The organism is Burkholderia catarinensis (assembly GCF_001883705.2).
Taxonomy (GTDB): Bacteria; Pseudomonadota; Gammaproteobacteria; order Burkholderiales; family Burkholderiaceae; genus Burkholderia; species Burkholderia catarinensis.
In genome coordinates this window covers 107,637-125,722 of sequence record NZ_MDEQ02000003.1, presented here as the reverse complement: position 1 = coordinate 125,722, position 18,086 = coordinate 107,637, and the positions used below count along the sequence as shown (strand labels likewise).

Here is an 18,086-nt window from a genome sequence, read left to right as displayed (position 1 = left end):
CCGCAAGCCGCGAACGCCCTGGTCGAATCTCAGTCGGACGAGCCCGTGCCGCGCGGCCGCTCGATCCCGTACGCCTCCATCCAGCGATACAGCGTCGCGCGCGACACGCCAAGCTCGCGTGCCGAAGCCGCGATGCGCCCACGTGTGCGCAGCAATGCGGTTTCGATCGCCTCGCGCTCGATCGACTTGCGGATGTCGGCCACCGACGGTGACGCCGCATCGAGACAGTATTCGAGTTCGAGATCTCGCGCGGTGATCAGGCGCCCTTCCGTCATCACGACCGCGCGACGCACGCGGTTGATCAGCTCGCGGACATTGCCCGGCCAGTCGTGCTTGTAGAGTGCCGTGATCGCATCCGTCGAGAAGCCGCGCACGCGGTGACGCGCGTCGCCGCGGAAGCGTTCGAGCATGTGGTGCGCGAGCAGTTCGATGTCCTTGCCGCGCGCGCGCAGCGGCGGCTGGTCGATGCGCATCACGCACAGACGATGGAACAGGTCCGCGCGAAAGCGCCCTTCCGCCATCGCGTCGCGCAGGTCGACGTGCGTCGCCGACACGATCCGGACATCGACCGGCACCGGATCGCTGCCGCCGAGGCGATGAATCGAGCGCTCCTGCAGAAACCGCAGCAGGCTCGCCTGGCTCTCGTGCGGCAAGTCGCCGATCTCGTCGAGCAGCAGCGTGCCGCCGTTCGCCGCCTCGACATAGCCGATCTTGCGCGCGTTCGCGCCGGTAAACGCACCGCGCTCATAGCCGAACAGCTCCGATTGCAGCAGGTGCGGCGGAATCGCGCCGCAGTTGACCGCGACGAACGGGCCGTTGCGCCGCTCCGAATGACGATGGATCGCGACGGCCGTCAATTCCTTGCCGGTTCCCGTTTCGCCGAACACGAACACCGGCGCGTCGGTGCGCGCGAAGCGACGCACCGTATCGAACAACCGCAGCATCGCGCTGCAGGTGCCGACGATGCCTTTCTCGTCCGTTTCGAGTTGTTCGCGGTCGCGCGCGAACAGGCATTCCATGCCGTATGCATGGCCGACCGTATCGGCAATCCGCTGGTGCGACGCGGGCAACGTGACATAGTCGAAGCAATAGTCGCGAAGCAGCGCGCGCACGTTCGGCGAAGCGGTCTGGCCCGCGTCGACGAGCGCGACCCAGACGACGTCGCGCATCGACGCGCAGGTCGACGCGATGCTGCCGATCGCATCGGCGTGGCCGCCGCTCAGGTCGAGGATGCCGCAGGTGATTTCGCCGGACGTGTCGCGCAGTTCGTTCGCATGCGCGACGATCGATACCTTCCAGTCGCGTCGCGACAGTTCCTTTCGCAGCATGACGGACGGCGACTGCGTCCAGTAAATCAGCGGACGCTGCCCGTTACCGCTCTCCCTGCCGGCGCTCTTATCGCGCGTTATTGGCATATTCATAACCGAACCATCACTTTCTCCACTCCGCGAACCGTTCGCGTGCGCTGCGGCCGGCGGCGCATGGCCGCCTGTCCGCGCTGCGTTTCCGCAGCCTTGGCGAAGATCGAAACTGCACACGGCGAGAGCCCCGGAGGTCGAGCCGGATGTCATCCGGCCTCGTTGTCATCGAACTCGAACGGAACGCGGGGCTGCGGGAGCCACGACGTTCCGGCTTTGATGCGACCCGCCGTCAAGGCGGGGCGCGTCGGCAGACAGGATGCCGTCCACATGTGCGTCATGTCGTACACGACAGTTGCGCCCGATGCTGAACCGGATGGCCGCCAACCCGCTCCCGGAATGACCGCCGCATTTCATCCGTTCCTGAATCTACACCCCGTTTCGAGATGGTCTTGTTACCAAAAGCTAAACCTGAATCAGCCGGTTACGCCACCGGCCGCACCGCACCACGTGCCTTTGACCACCGAGATTTGATTATCTACGACCATTCCCGTCAATCAGTGGCAAATATTACTTTTCCGCAAGACGGGTGCCTCCGATTGCCCGCGATTTCCGCCGAAATACCCGAAAAAGACCGGCACCGCGCTCCGCGCATCGCATAATCGCGCGCACCGACGAGCGGCCGCATCGTGTCGTAACGACGCGCGGCCCGCTCGTCCGTTACATGCCGTAATTAACCGCACCACGTCGTGCATCGCGTTCGCAGTGCCGACGCACCGCGACACGCGTGCCGCTCGTGCAGGCCATTCTCCGGCGAATCGCCGCGGCGAAGCATGAAATTGCTCGTGCCGACACTCGACTCCCGCGGCGCGGCATGCGCCGTCCGACACAAGGCGCGCGAGCACGTCGCGATTGTGCCCGGTGTGCCGTCGGCACGCATGCGGAAACAACGACCGATCGCCGCGGTAGCGCATGCGTGCGAACGGCAACGGACGGATGAAGGATACGCGCGCCGCGCCGGCACGCACGATCCCGAAGGCATTCGACGATGCCGCGGACATCGGTGTGCGCCATGCACCGATCGTGTGCGCGAGCGCGCGCCCCGCGCCGCCATGCACGACCGGCCCGTCGTGAACGATTGCAATCTCCAAGTCCTGCCCCGAGTCCTTATTCACATTCGATGCTGGCTGGCCGCGCATCGCGGCGAGCCGCCAGGAAGGATCAATTATGAAAAAGCACCGGCCGCGGCAGTGTGTGCTACCGCACATTGCGGCGCTCCCGTGACGGGCGCGCGGCCGCGCATCCCGCGGCCGCCGCGCGAATCCGGAGCGTGAGTACGCTTTCGAACAGACCGGTGCACCGCGCATCCGGATGATGAAGATCGCCTCACCGCACGGAACGATCGCGTCCGTGCGGCACGGCGTGCCGAAGGCATCACGCGAGGACAGCATCATGGAATGGCATTGTTGTGAATTCGAACATCTGAGCGCCGTCGATCTCTATGCAATCCTGCGCGCGCGCAACGCCGTGCTGGTGGTCGAGGACGCGCACACGCATCTCGACATCGACGGCAAGGACGCGGGTGCGCTGCATGTCTATGCGAGCGTGCGCGACGGCGACACGACGGAAGTCGCGGCCTACGCGCGCATCCTGCCCGGCGACGACATCGATCCGGACGTCGTGATCGACAAGGTGCTGACGAGCGAGAGCTGCCGCGACGACGACACGCTCGAGCGGCTGATCGGACGCGCGCTCACCGCCGCGCAGGCCGCGTGGCCGGACGCCGCGGTGCGCACGCACGTCTCCGCACCGCGTCAGGCGTTCTACAAACGCTTCGGATTCCGCAAGGCCTACGGGCCGTATCTCGAACAGGGCGCGCCGTTCGTCGGCCTGGTCCGGTCGGCCGACCGCGCCGCCGGCGCGCTGCGTCACCTGCTGTCCCGGGCCGTTTCGGCTACCCTGCCGCGCAATGACGACACGCGTGCCGACGGCCGCGCGCACCACCGGCTGCCCGCCGATACCGGAGCCAACCGATGACTCGAACCCTTCGCCCGGTTCCCGAACCCGATCTGCCGCGCATCCTGCCGGTGATCCTCGCCGGCGGCTCCGGCACGCGGTTGTGGCCGCTGTCGCGCGAGCACCATCCGAAGCAGTTGATCGAACTCATCTCCGACGAGTCGCCGCTGACGGGGACGGCTCGCCGCCTCGACGGCATCGCCAGCGCGTTGCTCGACGACACGCTGCTGTTGGTCTGCGGCGAACAGCACCGCTTCATGAGCGCCGCGCAAGTCGGTGGACGCGCGGCGCCCGCCCGCATCCTGCTCGAACCCGCCGCGCGCAATACGGCGCCGGCGCTCACGTTGGCCGCGCTCGACGCGAACGTGCTCGCGGACGATCCGGTGCTCGTGGTCATGCCCGCCGATCACGCGATCGTCGACGTCGCCGCGTTCCAGGATGCGATCGGGCGCGCGGCGCGCTATGCGCAGGACGGTGCGATCGTCGCGCTCGGCGTGCTGCCGCGCCGCGCGGAAACGGGCTACGGCTACATCCAGGTCGGCGAGCCGCACACCGGCCGCCAGGGCGGGCAAGGCGGCTACACGATCGGCCGCTTCGTCGAAAAACCCGACACCGCACTCGCGGAGCGCTACCTGCAGTCGGGCGACTACTGGTGGAACAGCGGGATTTTCGTCACCCGTGCGTCGGTGTGGCTGAAGGCGATCCGCGCGCTCGCGCCGGACATCCATGCTGCGTGCGAAGCCGCATGGCGCGCGGGCGTCGCCGAGTATCCGTTCTTCCGGATCGACGCGACGACGTTCGACGCGTGTCCGTCGGACTCGATCGACTACGCAGTGATGGAGCGCCTCGCGTGCAATCGCGAACTCGGGATCGAGGGAATCGTGGTGCCGCTCTCGGCGGGCTGGTCCGATGTCGGCACGTGGGACGCGATCTGGGAAATCATGCCGAAGGACGATCAGGGCAACGTCGCGCGCGGGCCGATCGTGTTAGAGGATACCCAGGACAGTCTCATCCGCTCCGAGGGGCGACTGGTAGCGTGCGTGGGGATGAAGGACGTCGTCGTGATCGAGACGCCCGATGCGGTGCTGGTCACGAACAAGCACGACGCGCAGCGTGTGAAGAACATGGTTGCGCGCCTGAAGACGGCCCGGCAGCCGCAGGTGCATGAGCACCGCAAGGTCCAGCGACCGTGGGGCCACTACGATTCGATCGACATGGGCGAGCGGTTCCAGGTGAAACGGATCGTCGTCGAACCCGGCAAGCAGCTGTCGCTGCAGATGCACTATCACCGCGCCGAGCACTGGATCGTTGTGCGCGGCACCGCGAAGGTCACGCGCGGCAGCGAGACGTTCCTGCTCAGCGAGAACGAATCGACCTACATCGCCGTCGGCGAGGTCCATCGCCTCGAGAATCCCGGCCGGATTCCGCTCGAGATCATCGAGGTGCAATCGGGCGACTATCTCGGCGAGGACGATATCGTCCGCTTCGATGATCGATACGGGCGCCCCGTCGTCGAGACCGCGCAGTTGCGGCCGCCCGCCCCGCTCGCCGCGCGCGAACCGGTCGATGAAACCGCGGAACGCGACGTCGTTCGATAAGCGCGTACGGACCACCGCGGCGTACTCGTCGACGACGGGCGCCGCCGCACGAACGACGGTCGGACGCCCGATCGGCGCGGGTTCACCGCATGTCGCGGCCGGCTCGCGGTCCACGCGCCGCGCGATCAATCGATGTGCCCTTTCGACCAGCGCGCCTGCCTGACGGACTCCCGCACGTGCGGCAGCAATGACGTATCCGCGCCGACCGCGTCGGTCGCGGCCGACAGCGACTGACTCGCTGCGGTACACGGCGCGCCCTTCGCCGAGGGCGCCGCTGGTCGGCCGGCCGCGCAATCTTGCGCAGGGCCGCGCCGGACCTGCATTCCCCCGATCCCCGACAGCTGATTGTCCGCGAGCCGTACGCCCGACACGTTTCCCCACAAGCGAATGCCGTCGAATCGCGCATGCGACACGCGGTTGCCGATCACGGTCACGCGCGACACCGAACCCGACCACGTGCTGACCTCGATCGCCGCCTGCTGCGTGATCGGGCGAGGGTCGGTCCGGTCCGTCGCGGTCTGGATATCCGCGATCACGTTGTTCTCGACCCGGATGTCGGACGAGCCGGCAGTCCGGTTGCTGTCTTCCTGCGCGACGAGAATTCCCGAACTGACCTGCACGTTACGCACGCTGTTGTTCGAAATGGTGACGTTCGCTCCGCCGACCACCGTGACGCCCCGGCCCCACGGGTTGCCTTCCAGCGAGTTGCCGGTAATCAGCACGTTGCGCGTCAGCACGCCCTCCGCCTGGTAGCTCACCACGGCTATCATGTCGTCGCCGGTGCCGCGCACGACGTTGCCCTGCACGAGCACGTTGTGCGAACCGTGCGTCATGTGAATGCCGTCCGCCAGCGTCGACAGCACCTCGTTGCCGACGATCGCGACGTCCGCACCGCCGAACACGAAGATTCCGCCACCCGCGCCGCGGTCGATGACGTTGTCGAGCACCTGCACGTCGCGCCCAGTCACGACGACCTTCGACGACTCCGGCGTCGTGAGGCGCGTCGTGCCAGTTCCCGTCAGTCGAAACCCCACGAGCGTCGTGCCGTCGCCGCGCAGTTCGATCGCCTGGTCGTCCGGGACTGTGGCGATCAGCGTCGCGCCGTAGCCCGACACCACGACATTCGGCTGCCGCACGACCAGCGAACGACCGACGACATAGCGACCCGGCGCGAACACCAGCCGCTGGCCCGGCTGCAACGCGTCCAGCGCGCGTTGCAGCGCGTCGGCCTGATCAGCGGCATCGGGGTCGGGATGAACGTACGCGTCCGGTACGTTCGCATGAAGCGCGCCCGGTACGGGTGTGCCGGGTACGGCCACGGCGAGCCCCGGCCACGACAGCCCGCCCGCCATGCACATGCCGGCGAGCACGGCGCATGCGCCGGACAGGCATTGCGATCTACGCATATCGAATCGATTCCCTGGAATGACTTGGCGCACGTCGATATGCGCGCGCTCGGACCGCTGCGTGTCACGGCATTCGCGGCTCGCGGCCGGTGCCCGGGTAATCGGTGCATTGGCAGCGATGCCGTCGACCGCGGACTGCGGGGCACGCCCGCGAAATCACCGAAGCCGCCGAAACTGACGACGCGATACGTTTGATTAGATCATTCAATCCGGACGGGCTTCTGTGCGTCAGCAGACCAAAATATCCGGCACCGCCGCGACGCAACGCCGCGTGCCAATCGACGATGCGTTGCCATGGCCTGAAACGAATTCCCGAACGGTACGCTCGCGAACTGAGCGCCGATGCGCGATCCGTATCATGGCCACCATACGACGTGGCCGTGCTCCGTCACCGGCGGGCGATCCCGGCGCGGGCCGATCCGGACCGCGAATCCTGGCCACCCGAAAGACGCCGGCCGGCTGCGCCCCACTGCAACCCGTCGCCGTGCGACACCTTGCGGCGCCGATCGAGCGCATGCCGAATCCCGACAACGACGCCGCAAACTCCGACGCGCACCGCGCCGGCAGTCAATGCGCGACGCGGGATGTCCGGATCGTCCGCGCGCCGCTCGTCCGAAATTCGCTCATGACCGACCTAACCATCGCTATCTGCAACTACAACCACGGTGCGTACCTGCGCGACGCGATCGATTCGGCGCTTGCGCAAAGCGCGGACGGCGTACGCGTGCTGGTCGTCGACGACGGTTCCACCGACGATTCCCGCGACATCATTCGCTCGTACGGCGAGCGCATTGCGGTGGTCTTCCAGGAGAATCGCGGCCAGGTCGCCGCATACAATCGCGCGCTCGAGCATGTCGCGACGCGCTACGTGATCCTGCTCGACGCGGACGACCTGCTCTATGCCGACGCGGCCGCACGCGTACTGACCGCGTTCGCATCCGGCGATTTCGTGAAGGTGCATTTTCGGCTCGACGTGATCGCGCGGGACGGCGCGCCGACCGGCGCAAGCGTGCCGCAGTCGGCGGTCGACACGGATTGCGGCCGCCTGTTGCGCGCGGGCTGGCTGTACCCGTCGCCACCCGCGTCGGGCAATGCGTACCGGGTCGATGCACTGAAGCGCATCTTTCCGGTGCCCGTCACCGCCGATAACATGCACGGCGCCGATTTCTATGCGATCTATGGGATCGCGCTACTCGGTGCAGTCCACATGATCGACGCAACGCTCGGCGGCTATCGTGTGCATCAGCAGGCGGACGCGAGCCAGGCCGATGAAGCGGCCTCTGCCGCACCGGCCCTCGCGCTCACCAATTCGGAGGACGCCGCCACGGGCGCGCTGAAGACCGAACGCCGCTGGTCGATACTGCGTACGCTCGCCGGCACGCGGCTGCACGAAGCGTTGCCGATCGCCCCGCTCGATTTCGCCATCGAGAAGGCGCGCTTCGCGAGCACGCTGTACCGCGCGCCGCTCGCCCGGCGCTGGCGCTGGTTCCTGTACGAGTCCGGCCGCTACTGGCATACCGTGCTGCGCAATCCGTTCTGGCGCCCGTCCAAGAAAGTGGCCGTCGCCGGCTTGTCGCTCGCATGCCTGCTGCCGTCGTCCACGCTCAGCAACCGTGCGATTCGCTACCTCTCCAATCCACTCGCCCGTGTGCGCAACCCACCTGCGCCTCGAGCCGATGCCCGATGAACGCCGCCGGGTCGGAACTGCAGTCGCCGAATCGCTTCTTCGGTAAGCCATCGCACCCAGTACTTCGGGCATGCGCTGCACAATGGTTCGGACCACTGGATGCACGCGCCACGACAGACATTCTCGGTCGCTTGACCTCGAGTCGTCGTGGCCGAACGCCGGTATCCGATGTGTCGCCGGATCGACCCGGCATGTGGAACGCGGCGCTTATTCCTGTCGCAGCGTCGCTGCCCCGGGAAATACCTCGCCGGCGGTCGGTTTCATCCGTGATCACGGCATCGCTCGGGACAGCGTCGGGCCGATAGCATCCCGGCCCGGACACCCCGGCCGCGTCACCCGATCGTAGGACTGAGCACGGCAGCATGGATCCAATGGCCACGACTGGCATGCATTTACCAATTAGGAATGCATAGTTAATTGAACCGGAAGTTGCACCTGCGCGACTCGCCGGCGACCTGACGATTCGCTGGCCACCCATCTTCACGATGGGCGACGAAAAGCGCGATCGAATCGCTAAACATGAAGATGACCAAAGAAAAGATCGTTCATATTGCCGAAGCGTTTGGTGGCGGCGTGCTTTCGATGCTGACCCTTCTCGCGAACCACGCGGCGGCAACCGGCGTCGACGTGACGGTATTGCATTCGATCCGACCGGAAACTCCGACCGATTTCTCGACGCTGTTCCGGCCCGAGGTGAAGCTCGTCTACGTCGACATGGCGCGCGAAGTCAGCGTCAAACACGACCTGCGAAGCCTGCGCGCGCTGGTCAGAAACCTTCGCGACTGCAAGCCGACCGTGATTCATCTTCATTCGTCGAAGGCAGGCGTGCTGGGACGGGTCGCCGCCAGGATCGCCGCCCCGAATGCGACGGTCCTCTACTCGCCGCACGGACTCTCGTTCCTGCGCTGCGACGTTTCCCGCATGAAGCAGTTCGCCTATCTGAGTTTCGAACGAATCGGGGCTCGCATCGGTGGAACCATCGTGGCGTGCTCGGGCAGCGAGCTCGCCGAGATCAATGGAAAGGTCCGGGCGAAATCGGCGGTACTGGTGGAAAACGGCGTCAACGTGGCGGAGATCCCGCCCCGTCGACCGCGTGACGATCACAAAGTCGTCATCGGGATGAGCGGCCGCGCGTCGTTCCAGAAGAACCATGAAGCATTCGTGCGGCTCGCCGACCAGTTGCATGGCGCCGACTTCGAGTTTCTGTGGATCGGCGGCAACGCCGCCGAGATCCCGGATCCCGACCAGCGCCGCGCCGTCGTCTGCAGCGGCTGGGTGACCCGCGCTCGCGCGCTGGAGCTCACATCGGAACTGGAGATCTATGTCCAGACCTCACGCTGGGAAGGTATGCCGGTCGCGCTGATCGAGGCCCAGGTTGCCGGCATACCGGCAGTGGTGACGGACGTCGTCGGCAATCGCGACGTGGTGATTCACGGCGTGACCGGCTACGTCGCATCGAACGCCGACGAGATGGCCGGTTATTTGACCACGCTCCGCGACGACCGGCAGCTTCGCGAGCAAATGGGCGCGGCAGCCCGGAAACGGGCGTTTCAACGGTTTTCGATGAACGCGATATTCCGGCAGTGGCATGCCCTCTACGGACTGGACATCGGCGAGCCTCGTGTCGACACCCGCGACTTCACGCCGATTGCCCCGGATCACGTCAAAGCCTGATTCCGATTCCGCTATTCAATTATTGACATGATCGCTTTCAAAAAACCGAAACAACTCGTGTACAACGGCCGGTTCACCACGCAGAAAACGACCGGAGTGCAACGAGTCGCACGCGAGTTGATCGCCGCCCTGATCAAGGTTCAGCCTCACGATCCGGTGACCGTCCTCGTACCTCCGCATCCCGGCGTCGCGGTGAGCGGCGCGAATACGGTCAAGGTGGGCTTTTACAAGGGGGTGGTTTGGGAGCAACTGGTGCTTCCCCTTTTCGCGCGCCGCGGCCGCATCGTCAATCTCAGCAATTCGGCGTCCATTTTCATCGGCAACCAGATCATCTACATGCATGATGCGGCGGTGTTCGACACGCCCGCGCATTTTTCCCGGGCGTTTCGGGTGTGGTACCGAATCATGTTCTGGATCCTGGCACGAACCTCCGCTTGCGTGCTGACCAACTCCTATTTCTCGCGGGATCGCCTCGCTCATCACTGCGGCGTTTCCGTGGAGAAGATCTGCGTCGTGCCGCTCGGTGCGGATCACCTCGATGCGCTGGAGCCGGACACGAGCGTGCTCGAAGCACATTCGCTGACGCCTGGCCGCTTCGTGCTCGCGGTCAGCAGTATGAATCCCACCAAGAACTTCGGCCGGCTGATCGCGGCATTCCGGCAGATCAACGATCCTTCGGTCGACCTCGTCATCGTCGGGATGCAGAACACCGTCGTGTTCGGCAAGCAGGATCATGTCTCGGCCGCGGAGCCGAACATCAAGTACGTCGGCTATATCAGCGACGAGCAATTGAAGGCGCTGTATCAAAACGCGGCCTGCTTCCTTTACCCATCGATTTACGAAGGCTTCGGCATACCACCTCTCGAGGCGATGCGATACGGCTGCCCGGCGGTCGTCGGAAAATCCGCGGCCTTGCCGGAAGTCTGCGCCGATGCGGCGTTGTACTGCGATCCCTATTCGCTGGACGACATCGCGGAGAAATTGCGGAACCTGCTGGATTCCGCCGAGCTCAGGGCCGAGCTCAAACGCAAGGGAAGCCTGCACGCGGAGACATATCGCTGGAGCCGAAGTGCGGAAATGATGACGGAGATATTCGAGGGGCTGTAGTGAGAGGCCATACGGGTGTCGGGCCTATACGCGCGCCGGACCCCGCTTTGCATCGAGTCGAACGCCGCCACGAGTATCCGCGGCGACCCACGGTCGTCCAGCGCACTGTCTTTGGCGTCGGCCCTGCATAGAGTGAAGTAATTCATCTGATATCACTTCAGGCGCGGTCCTCACGGGCCACCCGCCCTTTCGTTATGACTGCACGCGAAACCAGCCTCGACGTCGCCCGCGGCGCAGGGATCATTCTTGTCGTATACGGGCATGTGCTGCGTGGGGCTGTCTCTGCGGATCTCGTGCCTGCGGGCGTGGCCGATGCTGCGTTCGCGTGGAACGATTACGTGATCTATACGTTCCACATGCCGTTGTTCTTTTTCCTGTCCGGCCTACACGTCTGCAGTTCGCTGCGCCGCGCGCCACACGGATTCCTGTGGTCGAAGGTCACGACCATCGTGTATCCGTACGTGCTGTGGTCGATCCTGCAGGGCACTGTGCAGATTGCGATGGCGTCGCATGGCACCAATCATCCGTTTACGCTGAATGATTTGCTGGCGATCGGCTGGCGGCCTTTCGCGCAGTTCTGGTTCTTGTACGCGCTGATGCTCTGCATGACCGGCGTCTGGGGATTCGCAAAGACTATGCCGGACGTTACGCGAACTCCGATGCCGGCGCACGTCCGTGGCTGGCTCGCCGGATGCGTGGGGCTCGGCCTGCTGCTCGGTACGGCCACACAGTGGGGCATCCTGTCGATCACGCTGATGAACGGACCGTTCTTCGTGGCAGGTGTCCTTGCAGCGCAGGCGTTGTCCGGCTGGCTCGAGCGCAACAGCGGACCGATCGCATGTGCCACCACGGCAGCTGCGTTCGTCGCAGCGGTCGTATTCGCCCACAGTTTCGGTAGCGCGACGAGCATCTGGGCGCTTCCTGCTGCGTTCACAGGCATCGCCCTGACGCTGCAACTCGCTCACCGGTATGCATTGCGACCGGCACGCGCAGCTTGGCTGGCGGCAATCGGCCGTGCATCGATGCCGATCTATCTGATACATATTTTCGTGATGGCCGCCGGACGCATCGTGCTGATGCGCGTCGGCATCACCGGCCTCGCGGTACACCTCGCGCTCGGCACGCTGACGGGCGTCGCAATCCCGATGATCGTCTATCGGGTCGCGTTGCGCACGGGGCTGGCCCGCGTTGCTGGCTTCCCTTCGTGGCCCGGACGCGGCACGGCGGTGCAAACGCGTGCGGCGTGATCTTCATCGAATCGGAAGCGGTCAAACGTGTGTAGATCGCATTGCCCAGTCCGACGCGAAAGTCGCGATGCCGGGCATCCGTGTATCAGGCGATCGGTCGTGACAAGCCACTGCCACCTGCGCGCCGAGGACGGCGTCACGTCGATTCGGCGGCATCGCCTGGAATAGCCGACGAAAAAGCCCAAATCGCGTCATCTACCGCGACCGTGTCGCCATCGGTTGCGTTGCTCCCCGATACCGGTTTCATTCCCGTCCCCGGGCATCGATGCAGTTCCGCCCGACACGGAAACATCAAGCCGCGACAATGCCCCCTTTCCGAAACATGGCGAGCTTTTCGACCGGCCTGCGTCGCATCTGCACCGAGCGTGGATGACGATGCCTACGTCGATTCCGACAGTCCAATGCAGTTAAGCTCGATGACGAAGCCGCCGCGGTGTCCGAGTGATTTCGGGTTCTACGGATAATCAGCCGATATCCGACACGCGCCCGGCTGATTGCAACGCCGCCGAGCGGCTCTCGCGCATGCCTGCCCCCCGGTTTCGTCCCGCCCGGCCCCTGAATGCTCGCCAGTCGGCGAGCTGCGTGCCGCGCGCGTCGCGAACCAGCGGAACACGATGATCGGCAATACGAGCGGCACGAAATTGCGCCCGCTGAACAGGTTTGGCGTACGCATGATTTCCATCAGAGACACGTAGAGCACCGCGTGCGCGCAGCACCAGAATCCGTTGCCGCTGCGCCAGCCCGCATAGCTACGACCAAGCAACCAGCCCAGTACGGCCCCATTGAGCAACCCGAACCACCCCCACTCGTAAAAGTAGACGAAGATGCCCGACGGATTATTGAATTCCGGGTCGGCGTAGCTGTTCAGGAACAGGTTGAAGCTGTCGCTTGAATCAAACCATGGCTGGAACGTCGCGCCGATTACCGGAAAGCGCATCAGCCAGTCGAACGTGAACATCGGATGACCCTGGCCCCAGCCGAGCACCGCCAGAATTCCGGCACCGTTGTTCAGCGACGTCGAATAGTACAGGCCGAGACGTTCTAGCGCGAAGTCGAAAATATTGTCGTAGACGTTAACGTAATAGGCTTCCCACGACCGGTTGTATTCGTTGGCGATAAACAGCGCGAACAGCAGCGGAATCGCCGCGTACGGCCCGAACGTCAGCAACCGCCACCTACCGCGCAGCCGGAATCGCACGACCATGAGGGCAAGCGGCATCACCATCTCGATCAACGCGAGCCGCTCGGCGAAAAGAAAGCTGCGCAGCAGTGTCAATACCGCGAGCACGACCATGTAGATCTTGTACCGGTTCAGGCCTTTCACCGGTGTCTTGAACACGTAGAAATAGAGCGCGACGAACGGCGCCGTTGCCTGCGTGAACGAACTCAGCCCCGTTACGCGACCGATCTGCTGAAGCAGATCATACGCGTTGGCCTGGCCATTCAGGAACTGCAGCAGCAACATCGGATGTGTAATGACGCCGCTCATCATCACGAGGTTGCCAAACAGCGCAAGCGCAAACACGAAATCAAGCACACGGGGCGACACTTCGACTGCCGCGGCCGGTGGCCCCCGCCGCGCCTGCACTTCAGTCGTCGCGAACCACGATGCCGCCATCACGACCATCAGGAACAACGCGCCGATGAACGTGTAGAAGCCGTCGAAATAGATTCGCGCAATCGCTTTCTGGTCGCCCAGCAGGCTGAGCGACAGCATCCCGTACAACGGCAGGATGAAAATCAGCACGAGACGCGCCGGATCTTCCCACCAATAGCCCGTATAGCCGCCTGCGGCCCCGCGCACGCGCGCCATCCTGCGCATCGTCGCCGGGCTCTGTCTCGACCCGGGCCCGGTGCCGCCCGCTCGCCGCGTCATGACGCCCGTTCCACCCGTTGCCGCGGCGCCACCGCTCCCGCATATCCGGATGCGGCCTGGTGCGTGTCCGTATCCGTATAGCTGTAGTCGTACCGCCCCGGCATGCCCTTGTAATCGTTCAGGATCACGCCGCGCACATCGATATGCGCGTGCTCGAGCCGGCGCGCGCTTTCGTCGAGCTCCGTCAGCGTCGTCACGCCGCTGCGCGCGACGAGGAACACGGTTCCCGCCAGGCGCCCGAGCACCAGCGCGTCGGCCACCGACAGCAACGGCGGAGCGTCGATCACGACCATGTCGTAGCGCGAGGCCATCTGCTCGATCAGTTCGGCGAGCGCGGGCTGCAGCAACAACTCGCCCGGATCGGGCACGACGTTACCCATCGCCATGAAATCGAGGCCCGGCACCACGTCGCGCCTGATCGCCTGATCGTGCCCGTGGGTGCCGGCCACCACGTCCGACAGCCCCGGCGTGCGGCTGTATCGGAACCGCTCGTGCAGTGCCCCCTTGCGCAGGTCGGCGTCGATCAGCAGTACGCGCCGTTTCGCGGCCCCGACCAGCGACGCGATATTCGCGGCGACGAACGACTTGCCGACACCCGTCGTTGGCCCGGAGATCAGCACGATGCGGTTCGACGCCTCCGGCATCGACAGTTGCAGCGCCGCACGGAAATTGCGCAGGCTTTCGAGCGCCGCATCCTGCGCGGCGACCGGCGCCATCGACGTGCGTTTGCCCCGCCCCGCGGCCTTCGCGTGCGGCTCGGCCTGTGCCGCGGCCGGACTGTGCGACACCGTCGCGAACACGGGCAGCCCCGTCGTCCATTCGATTTCCTCGGCGTCGCCGATCGTGCCGACGAAACGCTGCCGGACGATCACGATCGCCCCGCCCGCCAACAGGCCCACCATCAGCAAGGCGATCACCGCGACGCCGCGATGCGGACCGATCGGTTGTTCGGCAACTTTCGCCGTATCGACGATCCGCACGGTGCCGGTCTTGCTGGCCCGCGCGATAATCATCTGCTGGCGTGCGTTGAGCAGGTTCGTGTACAGCGCGGTATCGACGGCCACGTCTCGCTGCAGCTGCAGCACACCCTGTTCCACGGCCGGCAACTGCTGGATCTGCTTGCGCGTCGTGTCGAGCGAACGCTGCGCGTCGGCAAGCTGCACATCGACGGCCGCCACCGCCGGATGCTTTGGCATGAAGCGCGTCAGCAATTCTTCGCGCCGCTGCTGCAGCGTCTGCACGCGCGTCTCGATGTCGACCGACTGCTGGCGCAACGCCAGCGCCTCGTCACTCGTATTGACCGTGCCGTGCGATGCACGGAACGCATTGAAGCGGCTCTCCGCCTTTTCGAGTTGCGCCTTGAGCTGCGGCAGTTGCGCATCCATGAACCGAATCAGCTTGTCAGCCGCCTCGGCCTTGCGCTGCGTGTTCTGCGCCAGATACGCATCGCCGATCGCGTTCAGCACACGGCTGTCATGCACGGGATCAATGCCGTCGAGCGTCACGCCGACCATGTTCGACTGCTTGCCGCGCTCCGAGATCAGCGCATTCTTCTGCAGCCAGTCCGTCGCCTCCTCGTCGCTGTAGCGCGTCAGGTCGAAGCGTGCGCCGGGCTTGCCCGCCACGTCGCGCACGAACACGTCGATCGGGCCCTGCGGCGTCTCGATGTGCAGCGGCTGGCCGATGCGGCCCTGCCACACAGGCCCCTTCCGGCCGAACAGGCCCGTGAGCTGCATCGTATAGGCGCCGCCATCACCGACGATCAGCGCGAAACGCTTGCCGAGCAGGCGCTTCGCCACGTCGAAGGTCGGCACGTCGATGCGCTCGGTGCCGTATACGTAACCACCCGGCAACGGCGACGACAGTCCGTCCGCCGCGTTCACGAACCGCCAGCCGATCAGCGGCAGGTAATGCGGTCGCGCGTCGACGGACAGATTGGTGCTGTCGATCGCGCGGTCCAGCACCGCGCGGGATTTCAGCACCTCGATCTCGGTCGACGCGTCCGTCTTCAGATCGAACACCGACGACGGATCGCCGGGCGGCGACGTCGGCTTCGAATCGCTCGGACTCTGCTCGACCTGGAACAGGATGTCGGAGCGGTAGACAGGGGCCGCGCACAGCGCATACACGGCGCCGACGAGCGCACCCGCGAGCGTCGTGCAAAGAATCAGGCGCCGTCCGCCGTACAGCATGCCCCAGTAGCGGCGAACCGGATTGGACGGTCGCAGGGTGGGCCCGCCGTGCGGGTCAGGCAAGGTCGAAGAAGTCATGCATCAGTCCCGTATGGCGCGACGCACGGTCGCGATTACGAAGTAGGTCACAAAGATCACGGGGGGCACGGGGATCACGGCGAAACCGCCTTGGCCGTCAGCGCGCCCTGCGCGGCCGACGGAATCAGCAGGTTGACAACGCGGCTCCAGCGCACCAGCGACGACGCATCGACGAACACGACGTCGCGTCGCTCGAGCGGGAACTGGTCGGCCAACGCAAACGACGCGGGCGAACTGCCGTCGAGGTGGTACACCTGCGGGCGATTGCCCGGGCCGCGACGCACGACGAAAACCTGCCGCGCGTCCGACGTGTACTGGCTCACGCCGCCGGTATCGCCGAGCGCTTCGCCGAGACTCATCCGGCCGTCGGTCAGCGTCAGCGTCGCCGGACGCGACACCTCGCCGAGCACGAACACCTTCGCGTCGCTCGCCGCGCGCACGCGCACGAGGTCGCCGTCGCGCAGCAGGATGTTCGACGGATTCACGCCCGCGGCGATCATCGCCGGCAGGCTCACGTTCACGGTCTTGTCGCCGCGCGTCACCGATACCTGCGAGCGGTCAGCCGTCGCGGTGAAGCCGCCCGCGCGGTCGATCGCCTCGGGCAACGTCATCGGCATGTCGTTGACGATCTGCAAACCCGGCGTGCGCACTTCGCCGTCGAGATAGACGCGCTTGCTCCGGTAAGTCTGCACGCGCAGCGCGATCTGCGGCTTTCGCACGTATTCGCCGAGCCGTTTCGTCAGCAGCGCGCGCGCCTGCGCCTCGGTCAGCCCGGCCACATGCACGAGGCCGGCGTATGCGAACTGCACGTTGCCACTTGCGTCGACCGTGTAGCCGGTCGCGACCGAGCTGGCGGCGACGCCGTCGCCCCCGCCCGTCGTCTGCGTCGTGGGCAGGTTCAATTCGGGGTGGTCCCACACGACGATGCTGAGCACGTCGCCGGGGCCGATCGCATAGGGCTTCGGCTTGCCGAACAATTGCCGGATCTCGGCATCGACATTGGCCGGTCGCGCCGCGTGCTGCTGCGCGACGAACGCCGGCGTGATTTCGATCAAATCCTCGCTCGACACGTTCTGCACGCCGTCGATACTGCCTGAACCCGACGCATCGTCGCTCACTCGCGCATTCGCATTCGCATCGCGTTCGACCGGCCCCCGGTACGTCATGCCCGGCGACAGCACGCACGCACTCAGCGCGCACGCGGCCGCGACGATCGCCATGTGCGACAGCCACGGTGCGCGACGGGCGCCGGCCGTACGCCGCCGCAACGTCCCGAACGTCGATTCCTTTTGCGTGGTGATTGACATGGTGTCCTTCCGAAACTGTGCGGTAACCCGCCGAACACGGCAGACTCCGGCGTTACGCTTACCAGCGCGGCTCGCATTGCGATGCCGCGCCTCCCTCTTCACCGCACGTCACTCCGTACGATTCGTCATGAACTGCACTTCGTCGCTTTCGTCGCTCCTCTGCATCGTGTCGGCCAGCCTTGCCTGCACCGCCGGTGCGCAGACGCCGCCTGCCGCGCTGGCCGACGCGCCGGTTTTCGCGTCGTCGACGCTGCTCGCGCCGGTGCCGCAGCAACGTTCGGCGCAAACCACTGCGAAGAGCGCTGCGGCGGAACCCGCCGCAGCCGCGTCCGAGGTTGCGACTTCCGCCTTCACGCTTCCCGCCGCCACACCACCCGAATCGCGCGCTCAAAGCAAACTGAGCCGACCAATCGTGCCGGAGCGGCCACACCGCCCTCAGGCAGCCAGCGCCCCCGCCAACGACGTATGGAGCAGCGATACGCTGTACATGTCGCCTTACGCGAAATCGCCCTACGCACAGCCGGGCGATCCGGACTGACG

At 65.5% G+C, this 18,086-nt stretch carries 13 protein-coding genes; 8 read left to right on the top strand and 5 right to left on the bottom strand.

Annotated elements, in window-relative coordinates; translation table 11 throughout:
- Nucleotides 1–29: 29 nt before the first annotated feature.
- Nucleotides 30–1,421, bottom strand: coding sequence for a sigma-54 dependent transcriptional regulator (locus BFF94_RS05835; RefSeq protein WP_162285587.1), 1,392 nt, complete (start codon nucleotides 1,419–1,421; stop codon nucleotides 30–32).
- 933 nt (nucleotides 1,422–2,354) lie between these two features.
- Here BFF94_RS05835 and BFF94_RS05830 point away from each other — a divergent pair.
- The 3 genes from BFF94_RS05830 to BFF94_RS05820 all read left to right on the top strand — a co-directional run bounded on the left by BFF94_RS05830 (nucleotide 2,355) and on the right by BFF94_RS05820 (nucleotide 4,972).
- The gene (locus BFF94_RS05830) at nucleotides 2,355–2,492 is read left to right on the top strand and encodes a hypothetical protein (RefSeq protein WP_219139080.1); all 138 of its coding nucleotides are present in this window, start codon (nucleotides 2,355–2,357) and stop codon (nucleotides 2,490–2,492) included.
- Nucleotides 2,493–2,810: 318 nt separating this feature from the next.
- Nucleotides 2,811–3,395, top strand: a complete 585-nt coding sequence (locus tag BFF94_RS05825; RefSeq protein WP_128849728.1) for a GNAT family protein — start codon at nucleotides 2,811–2,813, stop codon at nucleotides 3,393–3,395.
- On the top strand, nucleotides 3,392–4,972 hold the full coding sequence (locus tag BFF94_RS05820; RefSeq protein ID WP_219139079.1) for a mannose-1-phosphate guanylyltransferase/mannose-6-phosphate isomerase: 1,581 nt from the start codon (nucleotides 3,392–3,394) through the stop codon (nucleotides 4,970–4,972). Before BFF94_RS05825 ends, BFF94_RS05820 begins: the two co-directional genes overlap by 4 nt.
- Nucleotides 4,973–5,097: 125 nt before the next feature.
- Here the strand turns inward: BFF94_RS05820 and BFF94_RS05815 are convergent, their stop codons facing one another.
- Nucleotides 5,098–6,378, bottom strand: a complete 1,281-nt coding sequence (locus BFF94_RS05815; protein ID WP_128849730.1) for a right-handed parallel beta-helix repeat-containing protein — start codon at nucleotides 6,376–6,378, stop codon at nucleotides 5,098–5,100.
- A gap of 625 nt (nucleotides 6,379–7,003) precedes the next feature.
- Here BFF94_RS05815 and BFF94_RS05810 point away from each other — a divergent pair.
- From BFF94_RS05810 to BFF94_RS05795, 4 genes are all read left to right on the top strand, one after another.
- Nucleotides 7,004–8,065 (top strand): glycosyltransferase family 2 protein, encoded by a 1,062-nt coding sequence (locus BFF94_RS05810; protein ID WP_128849732.1) that lies wholly within the window; start codon nucleotides 7,004–7,006, stop codon nucleotides 8,063–8,065.
- A 525-nt stretch (nucleotides 8,066–8,590) separates the two neighbouring features.
- Nucleotides 8,591–9,739: a glycosyltransferase gene (locus BFF94_RS05805; RefSeq protein ID WP_219139165.1), complete on the top strand. Its 1,149-nt coding sequence runs from the start codon at nucleotides 8,591–8,593 to the stop codon at nucleotides 9,737–9,739.
- Between the two features lie 27 nt (nucleotides 9,740–9,766).
- On the top strand, nucleotides 9,767–10,846 hold the full coding sequence (locus tag BFF94_RS05800; RefSeq protein WP_128849734.1) for a glycosyltransferase family 4 protein: 1,080 nt from the start codon (nucleotides 9,767–9,769) through the stop codon (nucleotides 10,844–10,846).
- A 194-nt stretch (nucleotides 10,847–11,040) separates the two neighbouring features.
- The gene (locus tag BFF94_RS05795) at nucleotides 11,041–12,093 is read left to right on the top strand and encodes an acyltransferase family protein (protein WP_128849737.1); all 1,053 of its coding nucleotides are present in this window, start codon (nucleotides 11,041–11,043) and stop codon (nucleotides 12,091–12,093) included.
- Between the two features lie 454 nt (nucleotides 12,094–12,547).
- On the opposite strand, the gene BFF94_RS05790 is transcribed toward BFF94_RS05795, so the two are convergent.
- The 3 genes from BFF94_RS05790 to BFF94_RS05780 form a co-directional block, all read right to left on the bottom strand.
- On the bottom strand, nucleotides 12,548–13,969 hold the full coding sequence (locus BFF94_RS05790) for an O-antigen polymerase (protein WP_128849739.1): 1,422 nt from the start codon (nucleotides 13,967–13,969) through the stop codon (nucleotides 12,548–12,550).
- Complete coding sequence (locus BFF94_RS05785; RefSeq protein ID WP_219139078.1) at nucleotides 13,966–16,239, bottom strand: polysaccharide biosynthesis tyrosine autokinase; 2,274 nt, start codon at nucleotides 16,237–16,239, stop codon at nucleotides 13,966–13,968. The genes BFF94_RS05790 and BFF94_RS05785 overlap by 4 nt, the downstream gene beginning before the upstream one ends.
- A 74-nt stretch (nucleotides 16,240–16,313) precedes the next feature.
- Entirely contained in the window at nucleotides 16,314–17,546 is a 1,233-nt protein-coding gene (locus BFF94_RS05780; protein WP_128849741.1) for a polysaccharide biosynthesis/export family protein, read from the bottom strand.
- A gap of 127 nt (nucleotides 17,547–17,673) precedes the next feature.
- Between BFF94_RS05780 and BFF94_RS05775 the strand changes: the two genes are divergently transcribed.
- The gene (locus BFF94_RS05775; RefSeq protein ID WP_128849823.1) at nucleotides 17,674–18,084 is read left to right on the top strand and encodes a hypothetical protein; all 411 of its coding nucleotides are present in this window, start codon (nucleotides 17,674–17,676) and stop codon (nucleotides 18,082–18,084) included.
- The last annotated feature ends 2 nt before the right edge of the window (nucleotides 18,085–18,086 follow it).